Origin of the sequence: Paracoccus panacisoli (genome assembly GCF_042435015.1) — a bacterium.
Lineage (GTDB): Bacteria > Pseudomonadota > Alphaproteobacteria > Rhodobacterales > Rhodobacteraceae > Paracoccus > Paracoccus panacisoli.
Genome location: NZ_JBHMQU010000015.1, coordinates 99,564 through 122,931, shown reverse-complemented (window position 1 = coordinate 122,931; position 23,368 = coordinate 99,564). Strand labels below are relative to the sequence as shown.

Below are 23,368 nucleotides of genomic sequence, written 5' to 3'. Positions count from 1 at the left end.
AACGTCTCCTGTCCACATGGGCGGCATGGCGCCGCCTCGTCGTTGCCGGCGACACTATCGCGTCGCGGAGGTCAATTCCATCCGCCTCTGCCGTCCGGCCGGGGCGGGGCATCATTCATCAGCCATCTGTTGCCGGTTCGCCGCGCGGCCGCTTTCCAGCGCCGCATACGGATCATCGGGGTCGAGCATCATGTCCACCACCAGCCGCAGGGCATGCGCCCGCGAGAGCGCCGCGTAAAACCCCCCCGGCACCTGGCAGGTGTCCATCAGGTAGTTGCGGTAGTGCTTGTAGAGCCGCCGGTCGGGCGGGTCGGGGTGGCGCAGGAAATCCTCGAGCGGCTGGTCCGAGACGAGGCCCGGCTTGCAGTAGACCGCCCGCCCCATCGCCTTGACCGGCAGCCCGCGCCACAGCGCTTGCTGGGCGGCGGTCGAGTTGATCGTGACCACCGCCCGGGCCTGCGACAGCAGCCCGGCGAGCTTCCCGCCCTGCACGAGATGCACCCGGTGGGCGATGCCGAGCTTGCCCGCCTGCTCGCGGATCACCTGGTCGAGGGCCGCGCGCCCATCCTCGAGCGGGTGGGACTTGAAGACGATGTGGTGATGGCCGGGCGCGGCGCGGGCAAAGGCGGTCAGCACCTCGGCGGTGAACTCGGCCATGCGGCGATAGGGCGAGTGGGCGAGAAAGCTCGAATCATGTTCGAGTTGCATCAGCACCAGCGCGTAGGGAAAGCCGCGGGACTGGATGCGGCGCGCCTGCACCCGGCGGCGCAACGCATGGACGGGTGAGAGCAGCAGGCGGCGCAGATTCAGCCGGAACTCGCGTCCCAGCGGCACCTCGCGGTGCGAGGCGAAGCCCGGATAGCGGCGGTTCGCGGTCAGCACGAGGAAATGATAGAGCGCGCCGTAGAACTTGTGCTCGCGCATGTCGCCCCAATGCGCGGGCGGGCGGTTCACGTCGTCGCCGAAGTCGCGCTGCGCCGCGATCATGCGGTCGAGCCCGATCTGCATCAGCGCCGAATGGCCGTTCGAGCCGCCGCGCTCGTAGCTGATCCAGTAGGGGCGCAGGTAACCCTCTTCGAATACGTGCAGGACAAGGCCGCGATCGGCCGCCGCCGCCCGCGCGGCGGCGTGGATCGGGCGCACGTCGCCGTACAGCACGATGTCGGTCACCCCGAGCCGGTCGATCAGCGCGTCGAGATGGGCCGGCCAGTCCTCGGGGCTGTCGCGGTGCGGGATGTAGTGGTCGTGGTCGCGCCAGAAGAACGCGTCCCCGGCGTTGAACCCCACGCGCCAGACCTGCGCCCCGCTGTCGCGGAGCAGCCGGCCGAGCCGGTCGAAGAATGGCCCGTGCGGGCCCTGCAGCAGCAGGAACACCCGCTGGTCCGCGGGCTGCGCCGTCCCCGGGGCGGGGGCCGGGGCCGCGGGTGCCGGGTCGACCCCGGGGCGCGGGGCGGGGGCGCGGGCAGGGTCGGCCCCCGCGCGCGGCGCGATGAAGCTGGCGGTCATGCGCGCAACCAGGAAAAGCGGCGTGAAACAGAAACTCGAATCGTCATGCCCCCGCGGGCCGAAAGAGGCGCGTCGTGCCGCCAAGGATCATGCCGCAGGGCGGGACGGGTCAAGGTGACGTTTTGCACAATTGGACTGAACCGCCCCCGCCGCAGCCGGCAGTCCCGCGGCCCTAGGATCGGCGCCGCGCCCGCGGCCCCTTGTCTCCGGCCCCCTCCGACCCCATCGTCTGGACGCCCCGCGCCGTTGCGGGCGCGCGGGGTGCGAGCGAGGACTGCGTCATGTTTACCGGAATCATCACCGACATCGGCCGCGTCGTGGACGCCGAGGCCCGCGGCGACCTGCGCGCGCGCATCGCCACGACCTATGACCTGTCCACGGTCGACCTGGGGGCCTCGATCGCCTGCGACGGCGTCTGCCTGACCGTGGTCGACAAGGGCCCCGACTGGTTCGCGGTCGATGTGTCGGCCGAGACGCTCGACAAGACCAACATCGGCGCCCAAGGCTGGACCCCCGACCAGCGCCTGAACCTCGAGCGGGCGCTGCGGGTCGGGGACGAGTTGGGCGGGCACATCGTCTCGGGTCACGTCGACGGGGTGGCGCGGATCGTCGCCGCCCGCCCCGAGGGCGACAGCCTGCGCCTGACGCTCGAGGCGCCGGCGCATCTCGCGCGCTTCATCGCCCCGAAAGGCTCGGTGGCGCTGAACGGCACCTCGCTCACGGTGAACGAGGTCGAGGGCAACCGCTTCGGCGTCAACCTGATCCCCCATACCCAGGCGGTCACGACCTGGGGCGGGGTGCGCGAGGGCGATCTGGTGAACCTCGAGATCGACACGCTGGCGCGCTATGTAGCGCGGCTGGCCGAGGCGGGCTGATCCTGCCCGCACCGCGCGGGTGGTGGGCGTCGCCGGGTATCTGGCCAGAGAGAAGCGGGGCGCGACCGCGGCGCGGCACCCTTCCGTTGCGTCAGCGGCGCGCCGGGGCCGTCCGCGCCGGTCTGGCGTCACGGCTTTCCCCCCGGCGCGCCCTTTCACCCGCCTTGTTCCTGCGCTAAGTCGCGCGGATGCAGCACGCCCCACCAACGGCCGCGGACAGAGCCATGCAGTATGAACAGCCCGGACCCGTCGAGCGGGACTGGTCCGATGCCATCTCGGGCATCGAGGAGATCATCGAGGACGCCCGCAACGGCCGGATGTTCGTGCTGGTCGATCACGAGGACCGCGAGAACGAGGGCGACCTCGTCATCCCCGCACAGATGGCGACGCCCGACGCGATCAACTTCATGGCCACCCACGGCCGCGGGCTGATCTGCCTTGCGCTGCCCGCGGCGCGGATCGACGCGCTGGGGCTGCCGCTGATGAGCCCCAAGAACTCGTCGCGCCACGAGACCGCCTTCACGCTGTCGATCGAGGCGCGCGAGGGGGTCACGACCGGTATCTCGGCCCATGACCGGGCGCGCACCGTCTCGGTCGCCATCGACCCGACCAAGGGCGCGGCCGACATCGCCACCCCGGGCCACGTCTTCCCGCTGCGCGCCCGCGACGGCGGCGTGCTGGTCCGCGCCGGCCACACCGAGGCCGCCGTGGACATCGCCCGCCTCGCCGGGCTGAACCCCGCGGGCGTCATCTGCGAGATCATGCGCGACGACGGCAGCATGGCGCGGTTGCCCGACCTCGTGGCCTTCGCCCAGAAGCACGGGCTGAAGATCGGCACAATCAGCGACCTGATCGCCTATCGCCGCCGCCACGACAACCTGATCGCCGAGCGCGACCAGCGCACCGTCACCGCCCATGGCGGCGAGTGGACCATGCGTGTCTTCGCCGACGAGACCCAGGGCGCCGAGCACATCGTGCTGAGCATGGGCGACCTGACCGCCCCCGGCCCGGTGCTGGTGCGGATGCACGCGCTCGACCCCCTGCACGACGTGCTGGGCGTGAGCCGCGAGCGGGCCGGCGACCTGCCCGCCGCGATGCGGCTGATCGCCGCCGAGGGGCGCGGCGTGGTGGTGCTGCTGCGCGACCTCTCGCCGCTCTTGCCGCGGCCGGGCGAGGCCTCGCCGCACACGCTGCGCCAGTACGGGCTCGGGGCGCAGATCCTCTCGGCGTTGGGGCTGTCGGACCTGGTGCTGCTCACCAACTCGGCGCCGCTGAAGGTCGTGGGGCTCGACGCCTACGGCCTGACGATCCAGTCCACCCGCCCGATTCCGCAGGAACCCCGCTGATGGCCGCGCTGACCGAACATTCCACCCTGCCGCTGCCGCGGTTCGATGCGCCGGTGCGGCTGCTGATCGTCGTGGCACCTTATTACCGCGCCATCGCCGACGCGCTGATCGCCGGCGCGCGCCGCACCGCCGAGGCGGCGGGCGCCAGCGTCGATCTGGTCGAGGTGCCCGGCGCGCTCGAGATCCCGGCGGCGGTGGCCATGGCCGGGCGGCTGGCGAACTACGACGGGTTCGTGGCGCTCGGCTGCGTGATCCGCGGCGAGACGACGCATTACGACACGGTCTGCAACGACAGCTCGCGCGGGCTGACGCTGCTCGGCCTGCAGGGGCTCTGCCTCGGCAACGGCATCCTGACCGTCGAGACGATGGAACAGGCGGTGGTCCGCGCCGACCCCGAGGGGCAGGACAAGGGCGGCGGGGCGGCCGCCGCGGCGCTGCACCTGATCGCGCTTCAACGCCGCTGGGCGGGCGCGGGGCGCGCAAGCGCGCCGGCGCGCGACGAACGGCCCGACGTGATCCGGCTGGCCGAGGCGCTCGACGGCGTGTCGGACGCGGAGGGCCGGGCATGAGCCGGCCGAGCGGGGCCGAGCGCCGGGCGCTCAGCGGCGCGGCGCGGCTTTACGCCGTGCAGGCGCTGTTCCAGATGGAGGCCGCGGACCAGTCCGCCGACCGCGTCGCGCGCGAGTTCCGCGACTGGCGGATCGCCACCGAGTACGAAGAGGGCACCACGCCCGAGGCCGACGAGACGCTGTTCGCGGCGATCCTCGACGCGGTGGTCGAGCGGCAGGCGCGGATCGACCAGATGACCGACCGGGCGCTGGTGGCGAAATGGCCGATCGCGCGCATCGACCCGGTGCTGCGGGCGCTGTTTCGGGCCGCGGGGGCCGAGCTGGTCACCGGCCTGACCCCGCCGCGGGTGGTGATCTCGGAATACGTGGCCATCGCCGACGCCTTCTTCCCCGACGGGCGCGAGATCCGCTTCGTCAACGCGGTGCTGGACCAGATGGCCCGCGAGGCGCAGCCGGACACGTTCTGACGCGGGCAGGGGGCGCGACACCCCCGCGCCTTGCTCCGCGCCTCCCCTCGCGCCTTGCGTTGCCGGGTGACAGCGCCGTGGGCGGGGTATAGGCTGGGCTTCAGCCAAGGAGTCGCGCCATGCCCGAACTCGTGCATCTCTACATCCGCAACATCCTGCTGGGCGGGGTGCTTGCGCTGGTCTTCACCGTCGCGCTGGTGGCGCTGGACGTCGCCGGGCTGCGCCACCTGACGCTAGAGACCTCGGGTGGCTGGCTCGCGCTGGTGATGCTGGTCGTGTTCAACACCATCCTCTTCGCGGGCGTTCAGTTCGGCATCGCGGTCATGCGCATGGCCGAGCCCGAGGACGGCCCGCGCGGCGGCACCCGCGCCCCGGTCGTGCGGGGCGAGCCGGTGCGCGTCAGCGCCACGGCCGGCGGCCGCGCGCACCGCTGAGCGCGACCGAGGGGCGGTGACGGCCGGCTCCGGTACGTCCCTTCCGGGTTGTGTGGGTTTTGCAACAGTTTTGCGCGGCCTCGTCCTTTGCGGCTCGCAATCGTGAGCAGAGCGCGAGGTGGCCGCTCCCTTTCCGCGTCATGATTTCTTCAACCATTTCATGGATCAAGCAAGCCATGAGGTTTTTGCCGTAGCTTCGGCGCATCGGTTTCCTCACCCGCGTTCACGTTCCCGTGAACCGCACCCCGTCCCGCGCGAAGGTTCAATCCCCCGCCCCGCGTCCCTACCTCACTCTCACAAGCGGTCGCACCGGCGACCCTGACTTTGGAATGAGAGGATGACATGACCAAGTTTGCCCTGTTCACCAGCGCCTCCGCCCTTGCCGTGATGCTGGGCGCCCCGGCCTTCGCGCAGACGGAAATCTCGACCGGCGCCAACGTCGCTGGCGTGACCCAGGTTGATGACCGCATCACCGACGTCGAGGACGCCGTCCGTGACGACTTCGCCCGGTCGAACGACCCGGCCCGCTTCGGCCCGGCCGACCGCCGCACCGGCACCTTCGGCTCGGTTGCGCTGACCTATGCCGGCCGCACCGGCAACACCGAAAACCAGGACTTCAACCTCGCTGGCCGCCTGTCGCACAACCAGGGCCCGTTCCAGCAGTCGGTCGGCATCCTCCTCGAGTACAGCGAAGATGACAACGGCGAGACCGACACCGAGAAGACCTCGGTCATCTACGACGGCAACTACTACTTCAACGACCAGTTCTACGCCTTCGCGCTCGGCCGCGTGACCACCGACGGTCTCGCCGACGACTACGACGACCTGAACCTGGCCGACGACGACGATCTCGCGACCTACCGCGACATGGACCGCCGTCTGAAGCGTGATGCGTTCCTGGGCTTCGGTCCCGGCTACCGCATCATCAACAACGACACGACCGCGTGGCGCGTGCAGGCTGGTGTGGGCATCCGCTACACCCAGACCGTCAACACCGTGAACGACGACGGTTCGCTGCGTGCGCGCACCTCGGACAACCTGGATTCGAACACCGGGACCGGCTACATCGTGTCGTCGCGCTTCTACCACAAGTTCAACGACCAGATGTTCCTGACCAACGACACGGACTATCTGACCTCGGAAGACTCGCCCGCGACGGCGACCAACGAGCTGGGTCTGAACTTCAAGATGTCGGACGCCTTCTCGACCCGCGTGTCCTACAAGACCGAGTACGTCGAGGATCGTGCGATCCGCACCGACAACACCCTGGGTGTGTCGCTGGTGTACGGCTTCTGATCGGCTTCCCTCTGATCGAAGCTCTCTGGGGAAGGGGCGGCCGCGAGGCTGCCCCTTTTTCCATGCGCAGGCGGCATGTGCCGCGTGGCGCTTGGGACAAGATGAGGTGGGGAAAGGGGTGGCGGGAACCGCAGCAACCGTGCCGGCACAGGTTTTCCCGAAAGCCTGGAGTACCAGGTGGGCGCCGGGTAACGTGACCAGGGCCACGCCAGAGCCAGCTCCCATCGAGAAATTATAGGCCAGTGGAAAAAATGGCCGATCACGAGAAGAGCAGAAACCCGCCAAGGGGATAGCTAGGGATCGGCGCGGGGTTCCGCAAGACCGACCGCGTGCCACCGTGCCGCGGCGGCGCGCTTGCAGGATGTTTCCGGTTCGTTCATGCTTGGGGGATGAAGGACGCGCCCGATCCCGCCCCGATCCCCGACCTGCCGCCGATGCCCGGTCAGCGGCTGGCGCGCGGCGTCGCGCGGATGCTCGTCGGCATGGGCCACGCGCCGCTCTGCGAGTTCGTGCCCGCGGGCGGGCTGCGGGTGGACGTGATCTCGGTCGCGCCCTCGGGCGAGATCTGGGTGATCGAGTGCAAGAGCTGCCGCGCCGACTTTGCCGCCGACCACAAGTGGCAGGGCTACCTCGACTGGTGCGACCGCTTCTTCTGGGCCACCGACTGCGAGTTTCCGACCGAGCTTCTGCCCGACGGCTCGGGGCTGATCGTCGCGGATGCCTATGGGGCCGAGATGACCCGGATGGCGCCCGAGGCCCGGCTCGCGCCCGCGCGCCGGGCGCGAATCCTGCGCGACATCGCCCGGGTCGCGGCCTGCCGGCTCATCCGCAGCACCGACCCCGACGCCTTCGCCGAGATCGGCTGAGCGGTCAGCGGCGGGCGGGCGGCTTGCCCTTGCGGCCCGCGCCCTTGCCGGCGCCGATCTCGCGCGCGGCCTCGACCGCGGCGAGCAGTTCCTCGGCGATCTCGGCCGCCTCGTCCGGCTCGAAGTCGAGCGGCAGGTCGATGCCGTCGCCCTCCACATAGATGCGGACCATGCCGAGGTCGGTCGGCCCGATCTGAAGGTTGGCGGCCAGGTCGCTTTCGCTGTTGATGCCCATCGCGGCGATCCCTTCTCAGTGGCGCATCTGTGGCGCGGTTGCCTTCGGTCTAGCGGCGCGGGCCCGCCCTCACAAGCCGCAGGGTTCGGTGGCGGAACGCGCCACGAAGCCCTTGCATCGCCGCGCGCGGGGGGCTATCCGGTCGCCCTGTGCCGCCTTAGCTCAGTTGGTCAGAGCGCTGGATTGTGGATCCAGAGGTCCCCCGTTCAAGCCGGGGAGGCGGTACCATCCCCCCTTCTTCTCATGTTCACGCGCTGCCGCCGTCCCGCCGTTGGCCGGCACGCTGCCAGAGCACGATCCCTGCGACGGCGGCGAGCCCCAGCGCGAGCCCCACGTGGCGGCCGTTGATCCCCAGCCGCGCCTCGGCGCTGCGCCGATAGCGCGGGTCGAAGAACCGCGTCCGCGACAGGAAGGCGCCGAGCACGCCGGGATCACGCGGCTCGATGGGCCGCAGCCGCCCCTCGGTGTTCAGGGCCTCGAGCGCGGCGATCATGCCGCCCGCGGCGGCGACCTCGTCCGGGGTGCGGCCCAGCAGCTCGGCCAGCCGCTCATCGCGGATCGCGGCGATGCGGGCACGCTCGGCGTCGGTGGTTGCCAACAGCGCCACGTCCGCCTCGGTGTCGAAGCCCATCGAGCGGCGGTCGAGGTTGGACGAGCCGACCTTGAGCAGCCGATCGTCAGCGATCAGCAGCTTGGCATGGACATAGACCGCCTCGCCGCCTGCATTGACGGGATAGAGCAGGCGGAAGCGCCCGTGCCGGTCCACCGCCTGCAGCTTGCGCATCAACATGCTGCGGGTGACGTGCATCGCGGCGTCCTCGACGGCATTCTGGGCGGCGTCGGGGTTGATGACCACCACCTCGGGGCCGTCCGGCTCGGCCAGACGGGCGGCGATGGCCGCGGCAATGCCGTCGGCGGCGAAATACTGCGATTCGAGGTAGATCGTCCTCTCCGCCGCCCGGATCGCGTCGAGGTGCAGCTGCTCGATCTCGGTCACGATGGGCGTGTCGTGCTCGGGCGGCTGGGTGCGGGCGATGGCGACCTCGGCCCCCTCGAAATCCGGGGTCACGCCGGGGGGCCACAAGGCGTCGGCGTCGGCGCCCCGGGCGGTCTCGTTCATCGGCCCGTCGTCGGCCCGGTCCCACCGGGCGCGCGCGAGTTCGCCCAGTGCGACCGCCGCCGGCCCGGTCATCACCGCCGACATGTCGTGCCACGGCTGCGCGATCTCGCCCGAGCGCAGCTGGCGCCGGGGGTCGCCGGCCTCGTGCTCGGGCGTGTCCCAGCGCCCGGCGGTCACGTCGATCCCGCCGCAGAACGCCAGCGCGTCGTCGATCACCACGATCTTCTGGTGGTGGCAGGCCCCGATGGGGTGGCGTCCGTCGAAGGCGAGGTGGATGTTCTCGGGCGACAGGATCCAGGTCCGCAGCGCCGGCAGCAGCCGCCCCGGCGCGATCAGCGCCCCGCCGCTCCATTTCAGCAGATAGATGTCGAGGTTCGGCCGCCGCTCGACCAGCGCCTCGAGGAAGGGGCCCACGGCATTGGGCAGCCCGTCCGGGGCGTTCCCGTCCGCGTCGCTTTCGCCCGGAAGCATCTCGAGCTCGAAGTCGAAGTCCCAGCCGATCATTACCGCCATCTCGCGTGCCGCGCTGAGCGCGTGCCGCAGGGCGCGGAAATAGTCGTTGCCGTCTACGATCAGCGCGAAGCGGTCGGCGCGGGCGGTCTGCCAGCAGTTGCGGTCGGGGGCGAATTGGAAATCCATGCAAAACCATCCGGGTGGGGTCGGGTTCAACCCCCGCACCCGCGCCCGGTTCCGGGCGGGTTTCGGGCGGGCGAGGGGGTTGACCCGCGCCGGCCCGTTGCGCCCTATGGGCTGCGAAAGGCAGGCCCTGATGCGCAAGATTGTCGAGATCCTCAACGGACCCAACCTCAACCTGCTGGGCCAGCGCCAGCCCGAGATCTACGGCCACGAGACGCTTGCCGATGTCGAGGCCGCCTGCACCGCGCTCGCCACCGAGCTGGGCCTCGCGGCGCGCTTCCGGCAGTCCAACCACGAGGGCGCGCTGATCGACTGGATTCATGCCGCGCGCGAGGACGCCGCTGCCATCGTCATCAACCCGGCCGCCTTCACCCACACCTCGGTCGCCATCCTCGACGCACTCAAGGCCTTTGACGGGCCGGTGATCGAGGTCCACATCTCGAACGTCCACCAGCGCGAGGCCTTTCGCCACCACTCCTACGTCAGCCTGCGGGCCGATGGCGTGATCGCGGGCTGCGGGACGCAGGGCTATCTGCTGGGGCTGCGCCGCGTGGCGCAATTGGTCGGGGGGGCATGATGCGGATCGACCTCAACTCGGACCTGGGCGAGAGCTTCGGCCCCTGGGCCATGGGCGACGACCCGGCGATGCTCGACATCGTGACCAGCGCCAACGTCGCCGCCGGGGGCCATGCGAGCGACCCCGAGACGATGTTCCGCACCCTCGGCCTCGCCGCCGCGCGCGGCGTGGTGGTGGGGGCGCACCCCGGCTATCCCGACCGCGAGGGGTTCGGCCGCCGGGTGATCCCGATGCCGCCGGCCGAGATCGGGCGCATGGTCGCGGCCCAGGTCGGGGCGCTGTCGGCGCTGGCGCAGATGGCCGGGACAGCGGTGCGCTATGTCAAGCCGCACGGCGCGCTGGGCAACCTCGCCGCCGCCGATGCCGAGGTGGCCCGCGCCATCGCCGCGGCGGTGGGCGCGCTCGCGCCGCGCCTCGCGCTGCTCGCCATCTCGGGCACGGCGCTGGAACACGCGGCCCGCGCCGCGGGGGTCGAGGTCTTCTCGGAGATCTTCGCCGACCGCGCCTATCTGGCGGACGGCCAGCTCGTCCCCCGCAGCCGCCCCGGCGCGGTGCTGCACGACCCCGACGCCATCGCCGACCGGCTGGTGCGGTTCCTCGAAAGTCGCGACATGCCGGTGCTCGACGGGGGCACGGTGCGGCTCGACGCGCACTCAATCTGCGTCCACGGCGACACGCCGGGCGCCGTCGCCATCGCCCGGGCGGTACGCGACCGGCTGACCGGCGCGGGCGTGACGCTCGCCCCTTTCCTGACCGCCTGACGCCGCCATGGGGTTCCCGCGCTACGTTCCGGTCGCCGACCACGCGCTGCTGATCGAGTTCGGGGCCGAGATCGACGACGCGGTGACCGACCGCGTCCACGCGCTGGACCGGGCGCTCGCCGCCGACCCGCCGCCGGGCCTGCGCGAGACGGTGCCGGCCTTCGTCAGCCTGCTCGTCGATTTCGACCCGCTCGAGACCGACCACGCGGCGGTCGCCCGCGCGGTGGAGGCGGCGCTCGCCCGCCCCGCCCCCGCGGCGCAGGCACCCGCGACCCATGTGGTCGAGGTCTGCTACGACGGCGATCTGGCCCCCGACCTGCCCGAGGTCGCGGCGAAGACCGGGCTTGCACCCGAAGCGGTGATCGCCGCCCATCTCGGCGGGCGCTACCGGGTGGGCATGTTCGGCTTCGCCCCCGGCTACGCCTATCTGTCGGGCACGCCCGAGGCGATCCGCCTGCCGCGCAAGGCCGCCCCGGTGCGCGGCGTGCCGACCGGCAGCGTCATCATCGCCGGTGCCCAGTGCATCGTCACCACGCTGACCATGCCCGCCGGCTGGTGGCGCATCGGCCGCTCGCCGACGCGGATTCTGCTGGACGACCCGGCGCGGCCGTTCCTCTTCGACGCGGGCGACCTGATCGAGATGCGGCGCATCGACCGCGCGACCTATGACCGGCGGATGGCCGAGGGCGGCGCGGATGGCTGAGGCCAGCTTCCGCATCGCCTTTGCCGGCCCCCATGTCGCGGTGCAGGACGGCGGCCGGCCGGGGCTGATGCGCTTCGGCGTCACCCGCTCGGGGCCGATGGACCGGCTGGCCCATGCCGCCGCCAACCGGGCGCTGGGCCGCCCGGCCGACGCGCCCGCCGTCGAGGTCTCGCTCGGCGGCCTGACGCTCGACTGCCTCGAGGGCGCGGTGACCGTGGCCGTCGCCGGGGGCGGGTTCGTCGTCGCCCATGACGGGCGGCGGCATGGGTCGTGGGTGGTGCTGCGGCTGGCCGCGGGCGAGCGGTTGCAGATCCGCCCCGGCCACTGGGGCAGCTGGTGCTATCTCGCCTTCGCCGGGACGCTGGCCCACGCGACGTGGCTGGGAAGTGCCGCGACCCACACCATGTCCGGCCGCGGCGGCGGGCTGCTCTCCACCGGGGGCGAGCTGGTGGTCACCGACCCCGATCCCTCCGCCGCCCCCCACGGCCCGTTGCGCTGCCCGGTCTTCGCCCGGCCGCTGGCGCGCGCCGCGGTCGTGCCCGGGCCGCAGGACCACGAGTTCCTGCCCGACGCGCTGCCGACGCTGCTCGGGGCCGAGTGGCGCGTCTCCTCGGCCTATGACCGGATGGGGATGCGGCTCGAGGGGCCGCCGCTGGCGCTGGGCGATGCGCTCTCGATCCCGTCGCAGGCGATCGTCGCGGGCTCGCTGCAGGTTTCGGGCGACGGGGTGCCGACGCTGCTGATGCGCGACCACCAGACGACCGGCGGCTATCCGAAGATCGCCACCGTGCTGGACTGCGACCTCGACCGGGTGGCGCAGCTGCGCCCGCGCGACACGCTGCGCCTCGCGGCCGTGACCCCCGACGAGGCGATCCGCCGCGCCCGCGCCGCCGCCAGCCTGCGCAGCGCGTGGCTCGATCGGCTGGGCGCCGAGGACCGGGCCGGCACCGGCGCCGACCGCTGAACACGGGAAAAATCGCCCCGCGCCCGGGCGCGCCCCTTGCCCAATCGTCCGTCCCGGCCCATCACCGGAACCGCCCCTGATCGGAGTTCACCCGTTGCAGACCGTTCTCGTCACCGGCGCCGCCGGGTTCATCGGCTTTCAACTCTCGCGCCTGCTGCTGGCCGAGGGGGTCCGCGTCGTCGGGCTGGACAGCCACAACGACTATTACGACCCCGCCCTCAAGGCCGCGCGCGAGGCGCAGCTGATCGCGCAGCCCGGCTATGAGGCCGTGCGCGGCAAGGTCGAGACGCCCGGCCTGCTGGCCGACCTCATGGCCCGGACGAAGCCCGAGATCGTCGTCCACCTCGCCGCACAGGCCGGGGTGCGCTACTCGATCGAGAACCCGCGCGCCTATGTCGAGGCAAACCTCGACGGCAGTTTCGAACTGCTCGAGGCCGCCCGCGCCCACCCGCCGCGCCACCTGCTGATGGCCTCGACCAGCTCGGTCTACGGCGCCAACACCGAGATGCCGTACCGCGAGACGGACAAGGTCGACACCCAGATGTCGTTCTACGCGGCGACCAAGAAGGCCAACGAGGCGATGGCCCACAGCTACGCCCATCTCTTCGGCCTGCCGGTGACGATGTTCCGGTTCTTCACCGTCTACGGCCCGTGGGGGCGGCCCGACATGGCGCCCTATCTGTTCACCAGCGCGATCCTCGCAGGGCGGCCGATCCGGGTCTTCAACCACGGCGAGATGCGGCGCGACTTCACCTATGTCGCGGACCTCGTGCAGGGGATCCGGCTGCTGATGGACGCCGTGCCGCCCGCGCCTGGGGGCGCCGATGCAACCGCGCCGGGGGGCGAGGCACCCGCCGAGGGCGACAGCCTTTCGCCCGTCGCGCCGTTCCGCGTGGTCAACATCGGCAACGGCGACAGCGTGCCGCTGATGGACTTCATCGCCGCCATCGAGCGCGCGGCCGGGCGCGAGGCGGTGATGGATTTCCAGCCGATGCAGCCGGGCGACGTGCCCGCGACCTGGGCCGACAACAGCCTGCTGCGCCGCCTGACCGGCTACGCCCCCCGCACCTCGGTCGAGGACGGGGTGCGCGACTACGTGGCGTGGTTCCGCGCGTATTACGGCGGGTGAGGCGACCTCGGTGATCGAACTGCCCTTCGCGCCGGGTCTGGGGCTGGACCTGTCCCTTCCCGCAGGACCGGTGCGCGGGCTCGTCGCCTACGCCCACGGCGGCAGCTTCGAGGGCGGATCGCGGCGGGACCGGCTCGCCGCGCATCTGCCGGACCTCTTCCTGCCGCGCGGGATCGCCTTCGCCTCGATCTCGTATCGGCTGCGAGGGCAACCTGCGTTTTCCGACCTGGACCAGGCCGATGTCGCAGCAAATGCGATGCACCGGGCGGCTGAGTTCTACCCCGAGCTTCGCTCGGGCTTGCTCGGACCCTACCTCTACCGTGCCGTTCAGGATTTTCAGCGCGCCCTCGACGGCCTGCGCCAGTGCAGTGCCGCGGACGCGCTCGAGCTCGCGCCGGTGGTGACGATGGGATTTTCTGCCGGCGGACTGGCCGCGATGGGGGTCGCTTACGGGCTCGACGGACTGCCAACGGCCCCGCACCCCCCGGCCGGCGCCGTGGCGATCTCGGCCCTTCCCCCACAGCCTTGGCGAATTTCCAAGCCTTGCGTTCCCGGATGGGTGCTGACAGCCCGCGGAGACGCGGTATTCCCGCGCGCCGCCGCCGCCCGCGCCGCGGCGGCGCTGTCTGACGCCGAGGCTCCGGTTGCCTTCAGCATGGTGCCTTACGGCCAGCACAACCGACCGATCCGCGAGCTGACCGATGGGCGCCAGCCATGCGGGACACGCTGGGACACCCAGCTGCTCGAACGGGTCGAGGCGATGCTTGGTGGCTGAAAATTGATGGGGTCGGCCCCGTTGCCGCGTCCGCGACCCTGTGAAAGCTCGCCCGGCTCAAAAGGTTAACTGTCGGTGCCCAACTGGACGGCGTTCCGGATCGCGCTGTACGAACTGCGTCTGGCCGCGACCAAGCGATCAAGACCGTGTCTAGGTTCGCGTTCCGCCATCCGCCAGCTTCGCCAGCGCCACAGCCTTCGCCTCGGTCGCGAAGCGGTAGCGGTCGATCTCGAGCAGGCGGTCGGCCACGGCGATCACCTCGCGCGGGCTGCGGCGGCGCGCGACCTCGGACATGAACTGGCGCGACCATTTGCGCACCGTGCGGCGCGCCCGCATCGCCTGCCAGAACGCCGCGCCCACCGGCCGCCCCGCCGCGACGTCGGCCAGAAGCGGCGGCAGCGCGCCGCATTTCAGCACTACCCGCACCGCCTCGTGCGTGGCGTGGGCCACGCGCAGCCGCTCGGTCGCCGGTCCCGCCAGCCGGTCGGCGTGCAGCCGGTCCTCGGGCACAAGCGGGTCATTAATCAGCACCAGCCGCGCCAGCCCCGGCGCCGCCTCGGCCGCGTCGAGGAACCGCGGCGTGGTCCAGTCGCTGTTCTTCACCGCCCAGCCGAAGCGCGCCTCGAAGGGCACGATCGCGCGGTTCATCGTCGATTGCGGCGACAGCGCGATCACCGCCGCCCCCGGCACCAGCGAGGCGAGGTTGATCGCCCCGAACCCGCCCATCGACGCGCCGAGGAAGATCACCCGCTCGAACCCCGCAAAGAACCCCTGCGCGGCCAGCACCTCGATCAGCGGGGCCGCATCAGGGTTGCGGAACCAGTCCTTGGCCATCGACTGGACCCCAAGCACCGAATAGCCGAGCGGCAGCAGCCGGTGGGCGAGCCAGGCGGGGCGGGGCAGCGGCTCCTCGACGGTGGCGAGGTTGTCGAGCGACACGATGAGGACCTCGCCGCCGGGCTGGTACCAGAGCGCCGCGCGCAGGGCGGCGACGCGGAAGGCGCGGTCGGGCCGCGCCTCGGCCAGCGTCACGAGCGGCGGCAGCGCGAGGGCCTGCGGGCCGTCGGCCGCGGGCAGCTCGGCCTCGGCATCCGCCGCGTCCGGGCGGGGGGCGGGCTCGTCTGGTCCGGGGACCGGGGCAGGAGGCTCGGGAGGGGCGGCGGGCACGGCGGGTCGGGCTTTCGGGTGGTCTGTCCTGCCGTGCCTAGCAACATCGGCCTGGTCTTGCCAGTCCGGGGGCGGCATGTGAGGGCCAAGCGGCGCGGGGATCGTGCTGGCGCTGGCCACTTCAGCGTGGGTGGAGAGCGCCCTCCCGCGCCTGCCACGACCCCGTGCCTCTCGCCCACCGCGCTGGCCCGCCCGAGGCCGCGCCGGTCGCCTTGCCCTGCGGGGCGCGCGTCGCTCGAGCCTGCAACACCACCGAACGGTGCGTCCCCCTTGCGCAACACCGCGCCGCGGCCCCTATGGTCCCGGGCGGACACCCGCGCCGCGTCGGCGAGCCACATCCCTCCGGCGCCGCCATTCGGCAAGGACAGCACATGATCGACTGGAATTCGCAGACCGCCGACTACGCCATCGTGGCGCTTGAGAACTCGCGCACCGGCGGCACCGAGGTGGCGGACGGCCGCCCCGCCTTCCGCGCCGACCAGTTCATCGGCATGCGGTCCGAGGCCGAGATCGGCAAGTTTCTCGACGCGACCGCCGCCTATCTGCCGCTGGCCAACAGCTTCCGGATGCAGGTCAACGCCAAGTCGCTGCACCCCGACGTGCCCGGCTCGGACATGGTGGCGGCGGCGCTGAGGGCGGTCGCGGCGCGGGGTTACGGCATCATCCTCGTCTACACCGACCCGGTGTTTCACGGCGACCGGCCCAAGGACGACGCCTACTGGGCGGCCAACGTCAGCGTCCTCGACGGTCGCCCGATCGAGCTGGACGGCGAGGTCGTCTCGCGCCGCAACCGCCGGGCGCTCTACAGCTGGGGGGCGGCATCGCCCGAATACGACCCGGTCGATTACCTGCGCGACGGCTGGGGGGCGGTGCTCGACTGGCTCGACGCCAACCCCGAGGTCAAGGCGCAGGTGCGCGGCTACGAGCTGGTGAACGAGCCTGGGCGCGTCTACACCGACGCAAACAATCCGACCGAGATGCGCGCCTATGCCGAGGCGATGGTCGAGGTCTGGGGCGCGCACAAGGACCGCTGGACTTCCGGCGCGTCTTCCGCCCCCGCCCGCATCCTCGTCGACATCGCCGGCGGCGGCTCGGGGCGGGTGGGCGCGCTCGACCGCGTGGCGCCGGGGCGGGCCGAGAGCGCGCTCGACCTGATCCGGGGGCGCATCGGCGCGCCGCTGGTCTGGTCGGTCCACACCTTCACCGACACCTCGCTCGAGGAGTTCCGCAGCCCCGACAGCCACACCGGGCTGGTCAAGCTTGCCGGCGACGACATCCTGATCACCGAGACGCAGTTCGACGGCGACTTCCAGCTCATGGGGGCCGAAAGCGGCCCGCTGCGCGACCTCGCCGCCCGATACGGGGTCGCAGGGCGGCCGGGCGTGGCGCTCGAGCCCGCGGATTTCTATGCGGACGGCCAGGCCCGCCTTGCCCCGTGGATGGGGTGGGAGCTGCTGGACCCGATCCTCGGCAGCCGCAACTATTTCGGCGCCCGCGAAAAGCCGTGGTACGGCGCGGCGGGCATCGGCAGCGGCTTCTGGACCCCGGTCGGCTTCGACGCCTCGATGTTCGTGGGCTACTCGGGCAAGAACGTCGAGGTCGCCCGCGACATCTCCGCCTTCGCCAACCTGATGTGGAGCGCGGGCGACCCGCCGCGGGTCGCGCCGCTGCCCGAGGGGACGGGGTGCGGGGCGGTGGACGTCTGCATCGCTGACGCCGAGGCCATGGTCGCGCGCCGCCCGCATCTCGCCCCGCGCATCGGCGCGGGCTCGGATGGGCCGGACGTGATCGCCGGGGTGGACAGCCCCGCGACCGAGGGCGGGCGGCGCTACTTCCGCCAGGGCGGCAAGGAGCAGTTCGCCGGCCAGACCCGCGAGGATGCCGACTTTGCCTCCAACGGCGACATGGCCTATGGGCGGGGCGGCGACGACCGCATCACGCTCGCGGGCGGCGATGACTTCGGCTTCGGCGGGCCGGGGGCGGACCAGATCGACGGCGGCACCGGCCACGACGTGCTGCTGGGCGGGGATGGCGACGACAGCATCGGGGGCGGCGAGGGCGACGACGTGGTCGAGGGCGGGGCTGGCAACGACACGCTGTCGGGCGGCCCGGGGGTGAACCTCATCAAGGGCGACGCGGGCGACGACGTGATGATCGCGGGGCCGGGGGTGGACTGGTTCTATCTCGACGCCGCGGGCGACGGGCAGGACACCATCCGGGGCTTCGCGTGGGGCACCGACCGGCTGGTGGTGGCCGACCCCTTCACCGGCGACGACAAGCGCCGGGTCGAGACGGTGAACACCTCGGCCCCGCTGACCGAGCACAGCTACGCGCCCGGCGGCACCGTGGTCTTCGTCCCCTAGAACAGCGTGGCGAAGCGGTCGGGCAGGCGGTAGAGGCCGCGCGACTTGACCGGGCCGAAGAACCAGTTTCCGGTCGAGGCCGCCTGCTGCCGCCCCGCCTGCATCCGCTCGACCACCTCGGGAAACTCGGCCCGCTCGGCCTCGGGGGTCATGGCGCGCAGCCGCTCGAACCCCGCGGTGCCCTGTGCCCAGGTGCTGGACGAGGCGCCCGCCGGGGCGCCGGTCTTTCCGGCGATGAACGCCTGCCGGTCCCTGAGCCGGGCGGTCGAGATCGCGTCGTCCATGTAGCGCAGGTGAAAGAGCCAGAGCTGCGGGTCGAGCCGCACGTCGGCGACGTTCGACCCGTGCCCGCCCACCGAGAACTTGATCCGGCGCCGGATCAGACACGGCTTGGCGTAGTTCGAGTTGATGCGGAAGTTGCGCCGCACCGACAGGATCGGGCGGTCGGCGGCGATCGGCTCGGGCTCGGTCGCGGGGGTGTGGACGATCTCGACCGCGAAGGGCGAGATCACCGGCGCCGCGAGCCCGCGCGCGAACAGCCCGTCGAGATAGGCGGTCAGGTTGAGCCCGGTCGCGGGATCGGGCGCGACCAGCTCGTCCACGTCGTTGCAGAGCACCCAGTTGTAGTAGAGCGTGAGGCCGCTGGCGAAATCCGACAGCGCCGCCCAGCGCCGCCGGTCGAAACCCGAGAGGTCGTCGCCGCGCGGCAGCGGCACGATGTTCGTCCCCGCCGCGATCCGGTCGATCCCCGCATCCTCGCCATGCCGCAGGACATAGAGGTTTTCGCGCCCCGCGAGCGGCGCGTAGTAATCGACCCAGCGCTGCAGAAAGACATGGTCGCCACGGACCATGGTGACGCAGGCGAGCCGGGCGCGTGAGGGGTCAGGGGATTGCCGGCGGGGGGCTGCGGGTGCGGGGGCGGGCTGAACCGTGGCGGGCGCCGCAGCGCCACTCTCGTCGGGCGCTGCCTTGGCTGGCGACATGCCGGGCGGCAATCGCTGGCGGAAGATCCACTTCACCCGCGAGGTGCCGACCTGCTGGCGCAGGGTGTCGTACCCCAGCTCGGACAGCCCGGCCTCTTTCAGGACATCCCACTTTCGGTAGTGGACGGTGTAGATCGGCGGCTCGTCCGGCAGCGGCTTGCCGCGGATCGAGCCCCCGAGGATATAATGCTGCGCCTCCGGCAGCTCGTTCCAGCGCAGGCCGGCCCGGGTGATGGCGATGGGCAGGCTCATCTGGTCCAGATACGGCCGGCGATGGGGCAGGTCGTTCATCGCGTCGATGCGGCGGGCGGTCTCGTACCAGATTTCGGGGAAGCTTTGCCCCGTGTCGGCCCGATGCCGTTCGGGGAACAGCACGAAGCCCGAACTGTAGTAGGGGATGACCTCCTGCCGCTTGTCGCGCATCAGCCGGATGCGCTCGGCGGGCAGCGACAGCCCGAAGGCGCCGTATAGCCTGCTCCACAACGACTGGTCGGCCCAGCGGAGCGAGGCCGCCGCCGAGGCCGACACATGGCCCGCCGCGACCAGCGCCTCGACGCGGTTGTCGCGGATCATCAGCACGTCGGAATCGACGAAGCCCGAAAACTCGGTGTCCCGTGGCTCGAGACAGGCCAGAATCTTGTTGCCATGCGGATAGGGCGTGTCGAACCGCCCCGCGGTCGCAAAGAACCGCACCGGGCAGTTCATCCGCCGCAGCGTCTCGACCGCCGCCGGGTCCAGCTCGGCCTGCCGCTCGGAGGGGCAGTAGCCGACCATCCGGACGTCGGGTGGCAGATGGGCCCTGATCGACGCGGCAAGATAGCAGGCGAGATACTGATAGCTCGGCGGCTCGACGACGAAGAACAGCGTCAGGCTCGGCGACTGGCTTGGCGCGCCCATCAGAACACCCCGTTGAAGCGTTCAGGCAGCCGCCACGTCCCGCCCGGCCGCCCGCCGCCCATCAGCGTGAAGGGCGGGCGCAGGATCGGCGTCTCGACCATGGCGCGGCGGAACTCGGGGTGGTCGATCGTCTCGCCCTGCGGGCGCGTGGCGGCGAGCGCCCGGAACGTCCCCTCGACCGAGTTCCAGCCCCAGTTGCCCTTCGTCATGGCCGCCTGCTCCTCGGGCGTCTTGCCCTCGAGCCTTCGGGCGAGGCTCTTGCGGAACCGTCCCATCGAGTAATCCCAGTCGATGAAGCGCAGATGGAAGTTGTAGAGGTTGGGGTCGAGCGTGATCTCGGCGTGGTTGGCGCCGTGGCCGCCGGCCTTGAACTCGGTCGGGCGCGAGATCAGGCAGGGCTTCGCGTAGTTCGAGTTCAGCCGATAGCAGCGCCGCGGCCCGACGATGGGCCGGCCGGGGACCAGCGGCTCGGGCTCGATCTCGGGGATATGCACCATCTCGACGGCAAAGCAGGTCAGCGCCGGCGGCACCCGGCGCCGCGCGGTGATCTGGGCCAGATACCCCGGCAGGTCGTCGCCCGCCGCGGGGTCGAGGACGACGAACTCGTCCACGTCGTTGACCGCCACCCAGTCGAAGAACTGCGTCAGCGCCGAGCCGTGGAGCGACAGGATCTGCCAGCGCCGCTGGTTCACCGATTTCCGCAGCGCGTCATAGGGCAGGCGGATGACGTTGCAGCCCGCCGCCATGCGCGCCACGTCGGCGTTGCCGCCGTGGTTCAGCACATAGATGTGCTCGTCCGGCAGCCAGCGCCGCCAATGCGCGATCCAGCGCTCAAGGAAGAAATCCTCCTCATGGACCATGGTCAGGGCGGCCAGGGGGGCCTTGGGTCCGCTCATCACGCCACAGTCCTCGTTGCACCGCAGCCTTTTAGCCAGCCGCAGGGGCAGGGTGCAACCATGCCGGCTCGGGCCGGTCGGTCAGCCGGAATGCGACGAGCGAGCCGAGCCGGCCGCCGTCCTCGCGCCGCGCCAGCGGGCGGTGAGCCAGCCCCTGCACCCGCAGCCGGTCGTTGAACCCGGCCGCCCCGCCCCCGGGCGAGGCCGCGACCACCACCGCGTCCTCGGCCATCAGCGGCCGCGCCGCGATCAGCGTGCCAAGCGCCGACAGGTCGGTGTCGGTGAAGAGCACCAGGTCGAACCCCTCGTCCCCCGCGGCGGCGCGGGTGTCGGGGCGGGCGAGGAAGGCGCGCTCGTCCCCGGCGGCGGCCAGCACGCGGTCGGGGAACCGTGCGGTCAGCCAGTCGGCGGCGGCGCCGACATAGGCGGCCCGGCGGGGCGGGTCGGGGTCCTTGGGCTGCGCCCAGCCGCCCGCATCGACCGAGGCGATCCGCAGCGCCGGGTTCATCCGCAGCGCGGCCGCGATCAGGTGGCCGGTGTCGTGCCCCACCACCAGCGCGCGCCGCGCCGAGGCGAGCCAGCCCAGCAACGCCGCCCGCAGCCCGCGGTTGGCGGTCCTGAGCTTGCTTTCGGCCAGCGGGTGGTTCTGCAGGTGGCGATAGAAATGCACCCCCTGGAACCGCGCCGGCAGACCCTCGGTCGCCATCGCCGCCGCCAGCGCCTCGCCGAGGGCCTGGAAATCCGCAGTGACCTCGGGACCGTCGAGCGTCTTCTGCGCGGTCGCCGCGGCGGCCTCGGCCGCCTCGCGCCGGGCGCTGTCGCGCTCGGGACGGGGCGGGGCGGTCTCGCCGCCTGCGCCCGCCAGCCGCTCGAGGATCGCCGCCCGCCGGGCCTCGATCTCGTCGGCCGACAGCACCTCGTCCGACGGCCCGCCCTCGCGGTTATAGGCCCACATCGAGGTGCCCCATTTCTGCTCGGCATAGACCCGGTCGGGGCCGTCATACCACTGGTCCGGCGCGCTCTTCTGCCACGGCACGAAGTAATGCACCGGCCAGATCCGCAGCGCGTCGTCGCCCGGCGCCAGTTCGCGGATCATCCCCCACAGAAAGCGGTTCCCGGTCGAGGCCTCGGGCTTCCTCAGCTCCCACGGGGCGAGCGTCGCCAGCCGGTCGATCACCGCGCCGACGAAAGGGTTGCCCGGCTCGCAGGCGAGGATCGGGCAGACGCCGCGCCACGGGTCGCTCTCGGGGCGGTCGTGGACGGTGTAGGCGCGGGCGCCGTCGAGCAGCTCATCCACCGGGTGCAGGCAGATCGCGTCGGCATCGGCCATGAACCCGCCGTAGCGATAGAGCAGCTCATAGCGCATCATGTCCTGCACCCCCGCCCAGGCCCCGCGCCACGCGTATTCGTTGATCAGCGCACGCAGCCGGAACGGATGGCCGGTCAGCGTGTCGTTGCCGAAGACCGTGTAGCTCCAGTCGGGGTGGGCGGCGGGCCAGCTCTCCATCCAGCGCCGCGGGGCGGGGCGGGGGCCGATCCAGATGTGGGACAGGCGCCGGGGGATGGGGGGCGGGGCGGTCATGGGCGGTCCTCGAGAGGCGCGGCGGAGTTGGGCGTGGGCGCGGGTGCGCGGGGGATCGGGGCAGCGGCGCGGGAGGCGACCCCGCGCGGTATCCCGTCAGGCCCCGGCTGCGTCAACTCCCGTGATGGTGCCGTCCTTCAGGTGCCGCGCCAAAGGGCGATAATCGTAGGGCTTCGTCTGCCAGCCCGCCCGGGCGGCCTCGGCCTCGGCGACGAACGCCTCGGGCCGGTCGAAGGGCAGGTCGATGATCGAGGCGTGCTCGGCCTCCCACCAGGCCAGCGCGGCGAGGCGGCGGCTCACCTCGGGGTCGAGGCGGGGCCGGATCACCCGCGCCGGGACGCCGCCGACGATGGCATAGGGCGGCACGTCGCGGGTCACGACCGCACCCGCGGCGATCACCGCCCCGTCGCCAACATGGATGCCGCCCTTCATGAGCACGTCCTGCCCGATCCAGACGTCATGGCCGATGGTGACCGGCGCCGACCCCCGCCCGGCAAAGCGCAGCGGCGCCTGCGGTTCGGGCATCCGGCAGCGGGCGCGCGTCCGGGGGGCATAGAACCGCGGGCTGGTCGAAACCCAGTCGTGCGGATGATTGTCGCCCATTACCCGGACGTTCTCGGCGATCGAGCAATAGCGGCCGATCCGGGTGCAGGGGAACCACGAGTGCGAATAGCTGTAGGCCCCGAGCGGCATGAGCCGGCCGCCCGGATGCTGGCCGAAACGCTCGAACGCCGCCTGCGCGTGCTCGAGCCGCGCCCCGTTGCGCAGCTGCGGCCAGGCGATGAGCCCGCTCTCGCCCGCCCGGCGCGCATCGGTGACGATCCAGTCCTGATTAGCCATCCCGTCCGTCCTTTCCGCTGCCCACCCGGCCGCCGCCCCCTCGCCGCCGCAACCGCGCCCGCCACCACGCCGCGGCTGGCATCAGCCGGCGTTTATCCCTACTGTGCCGCGCGAACCAGAGACCCCCGCCACCCCCGCGCAGGCCGGAAAGGACGACCCCTTGAGCAGCACCAGCGATCATCCCGGCTTTCCCGTCCGCCAGGGGGTGCTGGTGCGGGCGCGGAACGGCGACCTGATCCGCTATGATGCGACCGGGGTCACGCTGCGCCTGTCGGACCGGGTGATCGAGGACATCCGCCAGCGCCTCGGCGCCGCCCCCGTGGCGGCCGGTGCGGCGGCCGCGCCCGCCGGCGCGGGCGACCTCGCCGCGGCCGAGGCGGC

23 protein-coding genes, 1 tRNA gene and 1 other RNA gene are annotated in these 23,368 nt (G+C 71.9%); 16 read left to right on the top strand and 9 right to left on the bottom strand.

The window, feature by feature from the left end; genetic code table 11:
- Window positions 1-111: 111 nt before the first annotated feature.
- Window positions 112-1,506, bottom strand: coding sequence for a capsule polysaccharide biogenesis protein (locus ACFHYO_RS04110; protein ID WP_394318563.1), 1,395 nt, complete (start codon window positions 1,504-1,506; stop codon window positions 112-114).
- A gap of 281 nt (window positions 1,507-1,787) precedes the next feature.
- Between ACFHYO_RS04110 and ACFHYO_RS04105 the strand changes: the two genes are divergently transcribed.
- The 6 genes from ACFHYO_RS04105 to ACFHYO_RS04080 all read left to right on the top strand — a co-directional run bounded on the left by ACFHYO_RS04105 (window position 1,788) and on the right by ACFHYO_RS04080 (window position 6,493).
- Complete coding sequence (locus ACFHYO_RS04105; protein ID WP_036704248.1) at window positions 1,788-2,381, top strand: riboflavin synthase; 594 nt, start codon at window positions 1,788-1,790, stop codon at window positions 2,379-2,381.
- A 224-nt stretch (window positions 2,382-2,605) separates the two neighbouring features.
- Window positions 2,606-3,727, top strand: coding sequence for a 3,4-dihydroxy-2-butanone-4-phosphate synthase (ribB, locus tag ACFHYO_RS04100; protein WP_036704246.1), 1,122 nt, complete (start codon window positions 2,606-2,608; stop codon window positions 3,725-3,727).
- Window positions 3,727-4,296, top strand: coding sequence for a 6,7-dimethyl-8-ribityllumazine synthase (locus tag ACFHYO_RS04095; protein ID WP_394318561.1), 570 nt, complete (start codon window positions 3,727-3,729; stop codon window positions 4,294-4,296). Before ribB ends, ACFHYO_RS04095 begins: the two co-directional genes overlap by 1 nt.
- Window positions 4,293-4,763, top strand: a complete 471-nt coding sequence (nusB, locus tag ACFHYO_RS04090) for a transcription antitermination factor NusB (protein WP_036704242.1) — start codon at window positions 4,293-4,295, stop codon at window positions 4,761-4,763. Before ACFHYO_RS04095 ends, nusB begins: the two co-directional genes overlap by 4 nt.
- A 119-nt stretch (window positions 4,764-4,882) precedes the next feature.
- Complete coding sequence (locus ACFHYO_RS04085) at window positions 4,883-5,197, top strand: hypothetical protein (RefSeq protein ID WP_036704240.1); 315 nt, start codon at window positions 4,883-4,885, stop codon at window positions 5,195-5,197.
- A gap of 342 nt (window positions 5,198-5,539) precedes the next feature.
- Window positions 5,540-6,493 carry a DUF481 domain-containing protein gene (locus ACFHYO_RS04080; protein WP_394318558.1) on the top strand — a complete coding sequence of 318 codons (954 nt, stop codon included), beginning with the start codon at window positions 5,540-5,542 and terminating at the stop codon, window positions 6,491-6,493.
- A gap of 121 nt (window positions 6,494-6,614) precedes the next feature.
- On the opposite strand, the gene ssrS is transcribed toward ACFHYO_RS04080, so the two are convergent.
- Window positions 6,615-6,773: non-coding RNA, 6S RNA (gene ssrS / locus ACFHYO_RS04075), on the bottom strand.
- A gap of 109 nt (window positions 6,774-6,882) precedes the next feature.
- Here ssrS and ACFHYO_RS04070 point away from each other — a divergent pair.
- Window positions 6,883-7,359: an MmcB family DNA repair protein gene (locus ACFHYO_RS04070; protein ID WP_168782318.1), complete on the top strand. Its 477-nt coding sequence runs from the start codon at window positions 6,883-6,885 to the stop codon at window positions 7,357-7,359.
- Between the two features lie 4 nt (window positions 7,360-7,363).
- Here ACFHYO_RS04070 and ACFHYO_RS04065 read toward each other — a convergent pair whose 3' ends face one another.
- Window positions 7,364-7,594: a DUF6324 family protein gene (locus ACFHYO_RS04065; protein ID WP_036708899.1), complete on the bottom strand. Its 231-nt coding sequence runs from the start codon at window positions 7,592-7,594 to the stop codon at window positions 7,364-7,366.
- Between the two features lie 151 nt (window positions 7,595-7,745).
- Between ACFHYO_RS04065 and ACFHYO_RS04060 the strand changes: the two genes are divergently transcribed.
- A tRNA-His gene (locus ACFHYO_RS04060) sits at window positions 7,746-7,822 on the top strand.
- 19 nt (window positions 7,823-7,841) lie between these two features.
- Here ACFHYO_RS04060 and ACFHYO_RS04055 read toward each other — a convergent pair.
- Complete coding sequence (locus ACFHYO_RS04055; RefSeq protein WP_394318556.1) at window positions 7,842-9,353, bottom strand: phospholipase D-like domain-containing protein; 1,512 nt, start codon at window positions 9,351-9,353, stop codon at window positions 7,842-7,844.
- A 130-nt stretch (window positions 9,354-9,483) separates the two neighbouring features.
- Between ACFHYO_RS04055 and aroQ the strand changes: the two genes are divergently transcribed.
- The 6 genes from aroQ to ACFHYO_RS04025 all read left to right on the top strand — a co-directional run bounded on the left by aroQ (window position 9,484) and on the right by ACFHYO_RS04025 (window position 14,259).
- Window positions 9,484-9,927, top strand: coding sequence for a type II 3-dehydroquinate dehydratase (aroQ, locus tag ACFHYO_RS04050; RefSeq protein ID WP_394318554.1), 444 nt, complete (start codon window positions 9,484-9,486; stop codon window positions 9,925-9,927).
- Window positions 9,927-10,688, top strand: a complete 762-nt coding sequence (locus ACFHYO_RS04045) for a LamB/YcsF family protein (RefSeq protein WP_394318582.1) — start codon at window positions 9,927-9,929, stop codon at window positions 10,686-10,688. Before aroQ ends, ACFHYO_RS04045 begins: the two co-directional genes overlap by 1 nt.
- A gap of 7 nt (window positions 10,689-10,695) precedes the next feature.
- Window positions 10,696-11,391 carry a 5-oxoprolinase subunit B family protein gene (locus tag ACFHYO_RS04040; RefSeq protein WP_394318552.1) on the top strand — a complete coding sequence of 232 codons (696 nt, stop codon included), beginning with the start codon at window positions 10,696-10,698 and terminating at the stop codon, window positions 11,389-11,391.
- Entirely contained in the window at window positions 11,384-12,355 is a 972-nt protein-coding gene (locus ACFHYO_RS04035) for a 5-oxoprolinase subunit C family protein (RefSeq protein WP_394318550.1), read from the top strand. The genes ACFHYO_RS04040 and ACFHYO_RS04035 overlap by 8 nt, the downstream gene beginning before the upstream one ends.
- A gap of 94 nt (window positions 12,356-12,449) precedes the next feature.
- Window positions 12,450-13,484, top strand: coding sequence for an NAD-dependent epimerase/dehydratase family protein (locus ACFHYO_RS04030; protein WP_394318549.1), 1,035 nt, complete (start codon window positions 12,450-12,452; stop codon window positions 13,482-13,484).
- Between the two features lie 10 nt (window positions 13,485-13,494).
- On the top strand, window positions 13,495-14,259 hold the full coding sequence (locus tag ACFHYO_RS04025; RefSeq protein WP_394318547.1) for an alpha/beta hydrolase family protein: 765 nt from the start codon (window positions 13,495-13,497) through the stop codon (window positions 14,257-14,259).
- A gap of 150 nt (window positions 14,260-14,409) precedes the next feature.
- On the opposite strand, the gene ACFHYO_RS04020 is transcribed toward ACFHYO_RS04025, so the two are convergent.
- Window positions 14,410-15,426, bottom strand: coding sequence for an alpha/beta hydrolase family protein (locus ACFHYO_RS04020; RefSeq protein WP_394318545.1), 1,017 nt, complete (start codon window positions 15,424-15,426; stop codon window positions 14,410-14,412).
- 371 nt (window positions 15,427-15,797) lie between these two features.
- Between ACFHYO_RS04020 and ACFHYO_RS04015 the strand changes: the two genes are divergently transcribed.
- The gene (locus ACFHYO_RS04015) at window positions 15,798-17,789 is read left to right on the top strand and encodes a calcium-binding protein (protein WP_394318543.1); all 1,992 of its coding nucleotides are present in this window, start codon (window positions 15,798-15,800) and stop codon (window positions 17,787-17,789) included.
- Here the strand turns inward: ACFHYO_RS04015 and ACFHYO_RS04010 are convergent.
- The 4 genes from ACFHYO_RS04010 to ACFHYO_RS03995 form a co-directional block, all read right to left on the bottom strand.
- Window positions 17,786-19,669 carry a GT-B fold glycosyltransferase domain-containing protein gene (locus tag ACFHYO_RS04010; RefSeq protein WP_394318541.1) on the bottom strand — a complete coding sequence of 628 codons (1,884 nt, stop codon included), beginning with the start codon at window positions 19,667-19,669 and terminating at the stop codon, window positions 17,786-17,788. The two genes, ACFHYO_RS04015 and ACFHYO_RS04010, sit on opposite strands and share 4 nt — an antisense overlap.
- Window positions 19,669-20,565, bottom strand: a complete 897-nt coding sequence (locus ACFHYO_RS04005; protein ID WP_394318539.1) for a glycosyltransferase family 2 protein — start codon at window positions 20,563-20,565, stop codon at window positions 19,669-19,671. The genes ACFHYO_RS04010 and ACFHYO_RS04005 overlap by 1 nt, the downstream gene beginning before the upstream one ends.
- A gap of 31 nt (window positions 20,566-20,596) precedes the next feature.
- Window positions 20,597-22,147, bottom strand: coding sequence for a glycosyltransferase family 32 protein (locus ACFHYO_RS04000; protein WP_394318537.1), 1,551 nt, complete (start codon window positions 22,145-22,147; stop codon window positions 20,597-20,599).
- Window positions 22,148-22,243: 96 nt separating this feature from the next.
- Window positions 22,244-22,987, bottom strand: coding sequence for a CatB-related O-acetyltransferase (locus ACFHYO_RS03995; RefSeq protein ID WP_394318535.1), 744 nt, complete (start codon window positions 22,985-22,987; stop codon window positions 22,244-22,246).
- A gap of 160 nt (window positions 22,988-23,147) precedes the next feature.
- Between ACFHYO_RS03995 and ACFHYO_RS03990 the strand changes: the two genes are divergently transcribed.
- Window positions 23,148-23,368: hypothetical protein (locus ACFHYO_RS03990; protein WP_394318533.1), on the top strand; the 221-nt coding region annotated here is incomplete at its 3' end.

What these genes read in the sequence shown, in the direction of transcription:
- ACFHYO_RS04110 (WP_394318563.1), bottom strand. Translation starts at nt 1,506, where the DNA reads ATGACCGCCAGCTTCATCGCGCCGCGCGCGGGGGCCGACCCTGCCCGC.
- ACFHYO_RS04105 (WP_036704248.1), top strand. Translation starts at nt 1,788, where the DNA reads ATGTTTACCGGAATCATCACCGACATCGGCCGCGTCGTGGACGCCGAG.
- ribB (WP_036704246.1), top strand. Translation starts at nt 2,606, where the DNA reads ATGCAGTATGAACAGCCCGGACCCGTCGAGCGGGACTGGTCCGATGCC.
- ACFHYO_RS04095 (WP_394318561.1), top strand. Translation starts at nt 3,727, where the DNA reads ATGGCCGCGCTGACCGAACATTCCACCCTGCCGCTGCCGCGGTTCGAT.
- nusB (WP_036704242.1), top strand. Translation starts at nt 4,293, where the DNA reads ATGAGCCGGCCGAGCGGGGCCGAGCGCCGGGCGCTCAGCGGCGCGGCG.
- ACFHYO_RS04085 (WP_036704240.1), top strand. Translation starts at nt 4,883, where the DNA reads ATGCCCGAACTCGTGCATCTCTACATCCGCAACATCCTGCTGGGCGGG.
- ACFHYO_RS04080 (WP_394318558.1), top strand. Translation starts at nt 5,540, where the DNA reads ATGACCAAGTTTGCCCTGTTCACCAGCGCCTCCGCCCTTGCCGTGATG.
- ACFHYO_RS04070 (WP_168782318.1), top strand. Translation starts at nt 6,883, where the DNA reads ATGAAGGACGCGCCCGATCCCGCCCCGATCCCCGACCTGCCGCCGATG.
- ACFHYO_RS04065 (WP_036708899.1), bottom strand. Translation starts at nt 7,594, where the DNA reads ATGGGCATCAACAGCGAAAGCGACCTGGCCGCCAACCTTCAGATCGGG.
- ACFHYO_RS04055 (WP_394318556.1), bottom strand. Translation starts at nt 9,353, where the DNA reads ATGGATTTCCAATTCGCCCCCGACCGCAACTGCTGGCAGACCGCCCGC.
- aroQ (WP_394318554.1), top strand. Translation starts at nt 9,484, where the DNA reads ATGCGCAAGATTGTCGAGATCCTCAACGGACCCAACCTCAACCTGCTG.
- ACFHYO_RS04045 (WP_394318582.1), top strand. Translation starts at nt 9,927, where the DNA reads ATGCGGATCGACCTCAACTCGGACCTGGGCGAGAGCTTCGGCCCCTGG.
- ACFHYO_RS04040 (WP_394318552.1), top strand. Translation starts at nt 10,696, where the DNA reads ATGGGGTTCCCGCGCTACGTTCCGGTCGCCGACCACGCGCTGCTGATC.
- ACFHYO_RS04035 (WP_394318550.1), top strand. Translation starts at nt 11,384, where the DNA reads ATGGCTGAGGCCAGCTTCCGCATCGCCTTTGCCGGCCCCCATGTCGCG.
- ACFHYO_RS04015 (WP_394318543.1), top strand. Translation starts at nt 15,798, where the DNA reads ATGATCGACTGGAATTCGCAGACCGCCGACTACGCCATCGTGGCGCTT.
- ACFHYO_RS04010 (WP_394318541.1), bottom strand. Translation starts at nt 19,669, where the DNA reads ATGGGCGCGCCAAGCCAGTCGCCGAGCCTGACGCTGTTCTTCGTCGTC.
- ACFHYO_RS04005 (WP_394318539.1), bottom strand. Translation starts at nt 20,565, where the DNA reads ATGAGCGGACCCAAGGCCCCCCTGGCCGCCCTGACCATGGTCCATGAG.
- ACFHYO_RS04000 (WP_394318537.1), bottom strand. Translation starts at nt 22,147, where the DNA reads ATGACCGCCCCGCCCCCCATCCCCCGGCGCCTGTCCCACATCTGGATC.
- ACFHYO_RS03995 (WP_394318535.1), bottom strand. Translation starts at nt 22,987, where the DNA reads ATGGCTAATCAGGACTGGATCGTCACCGATGCGCGCCGGGCGGGCGAG.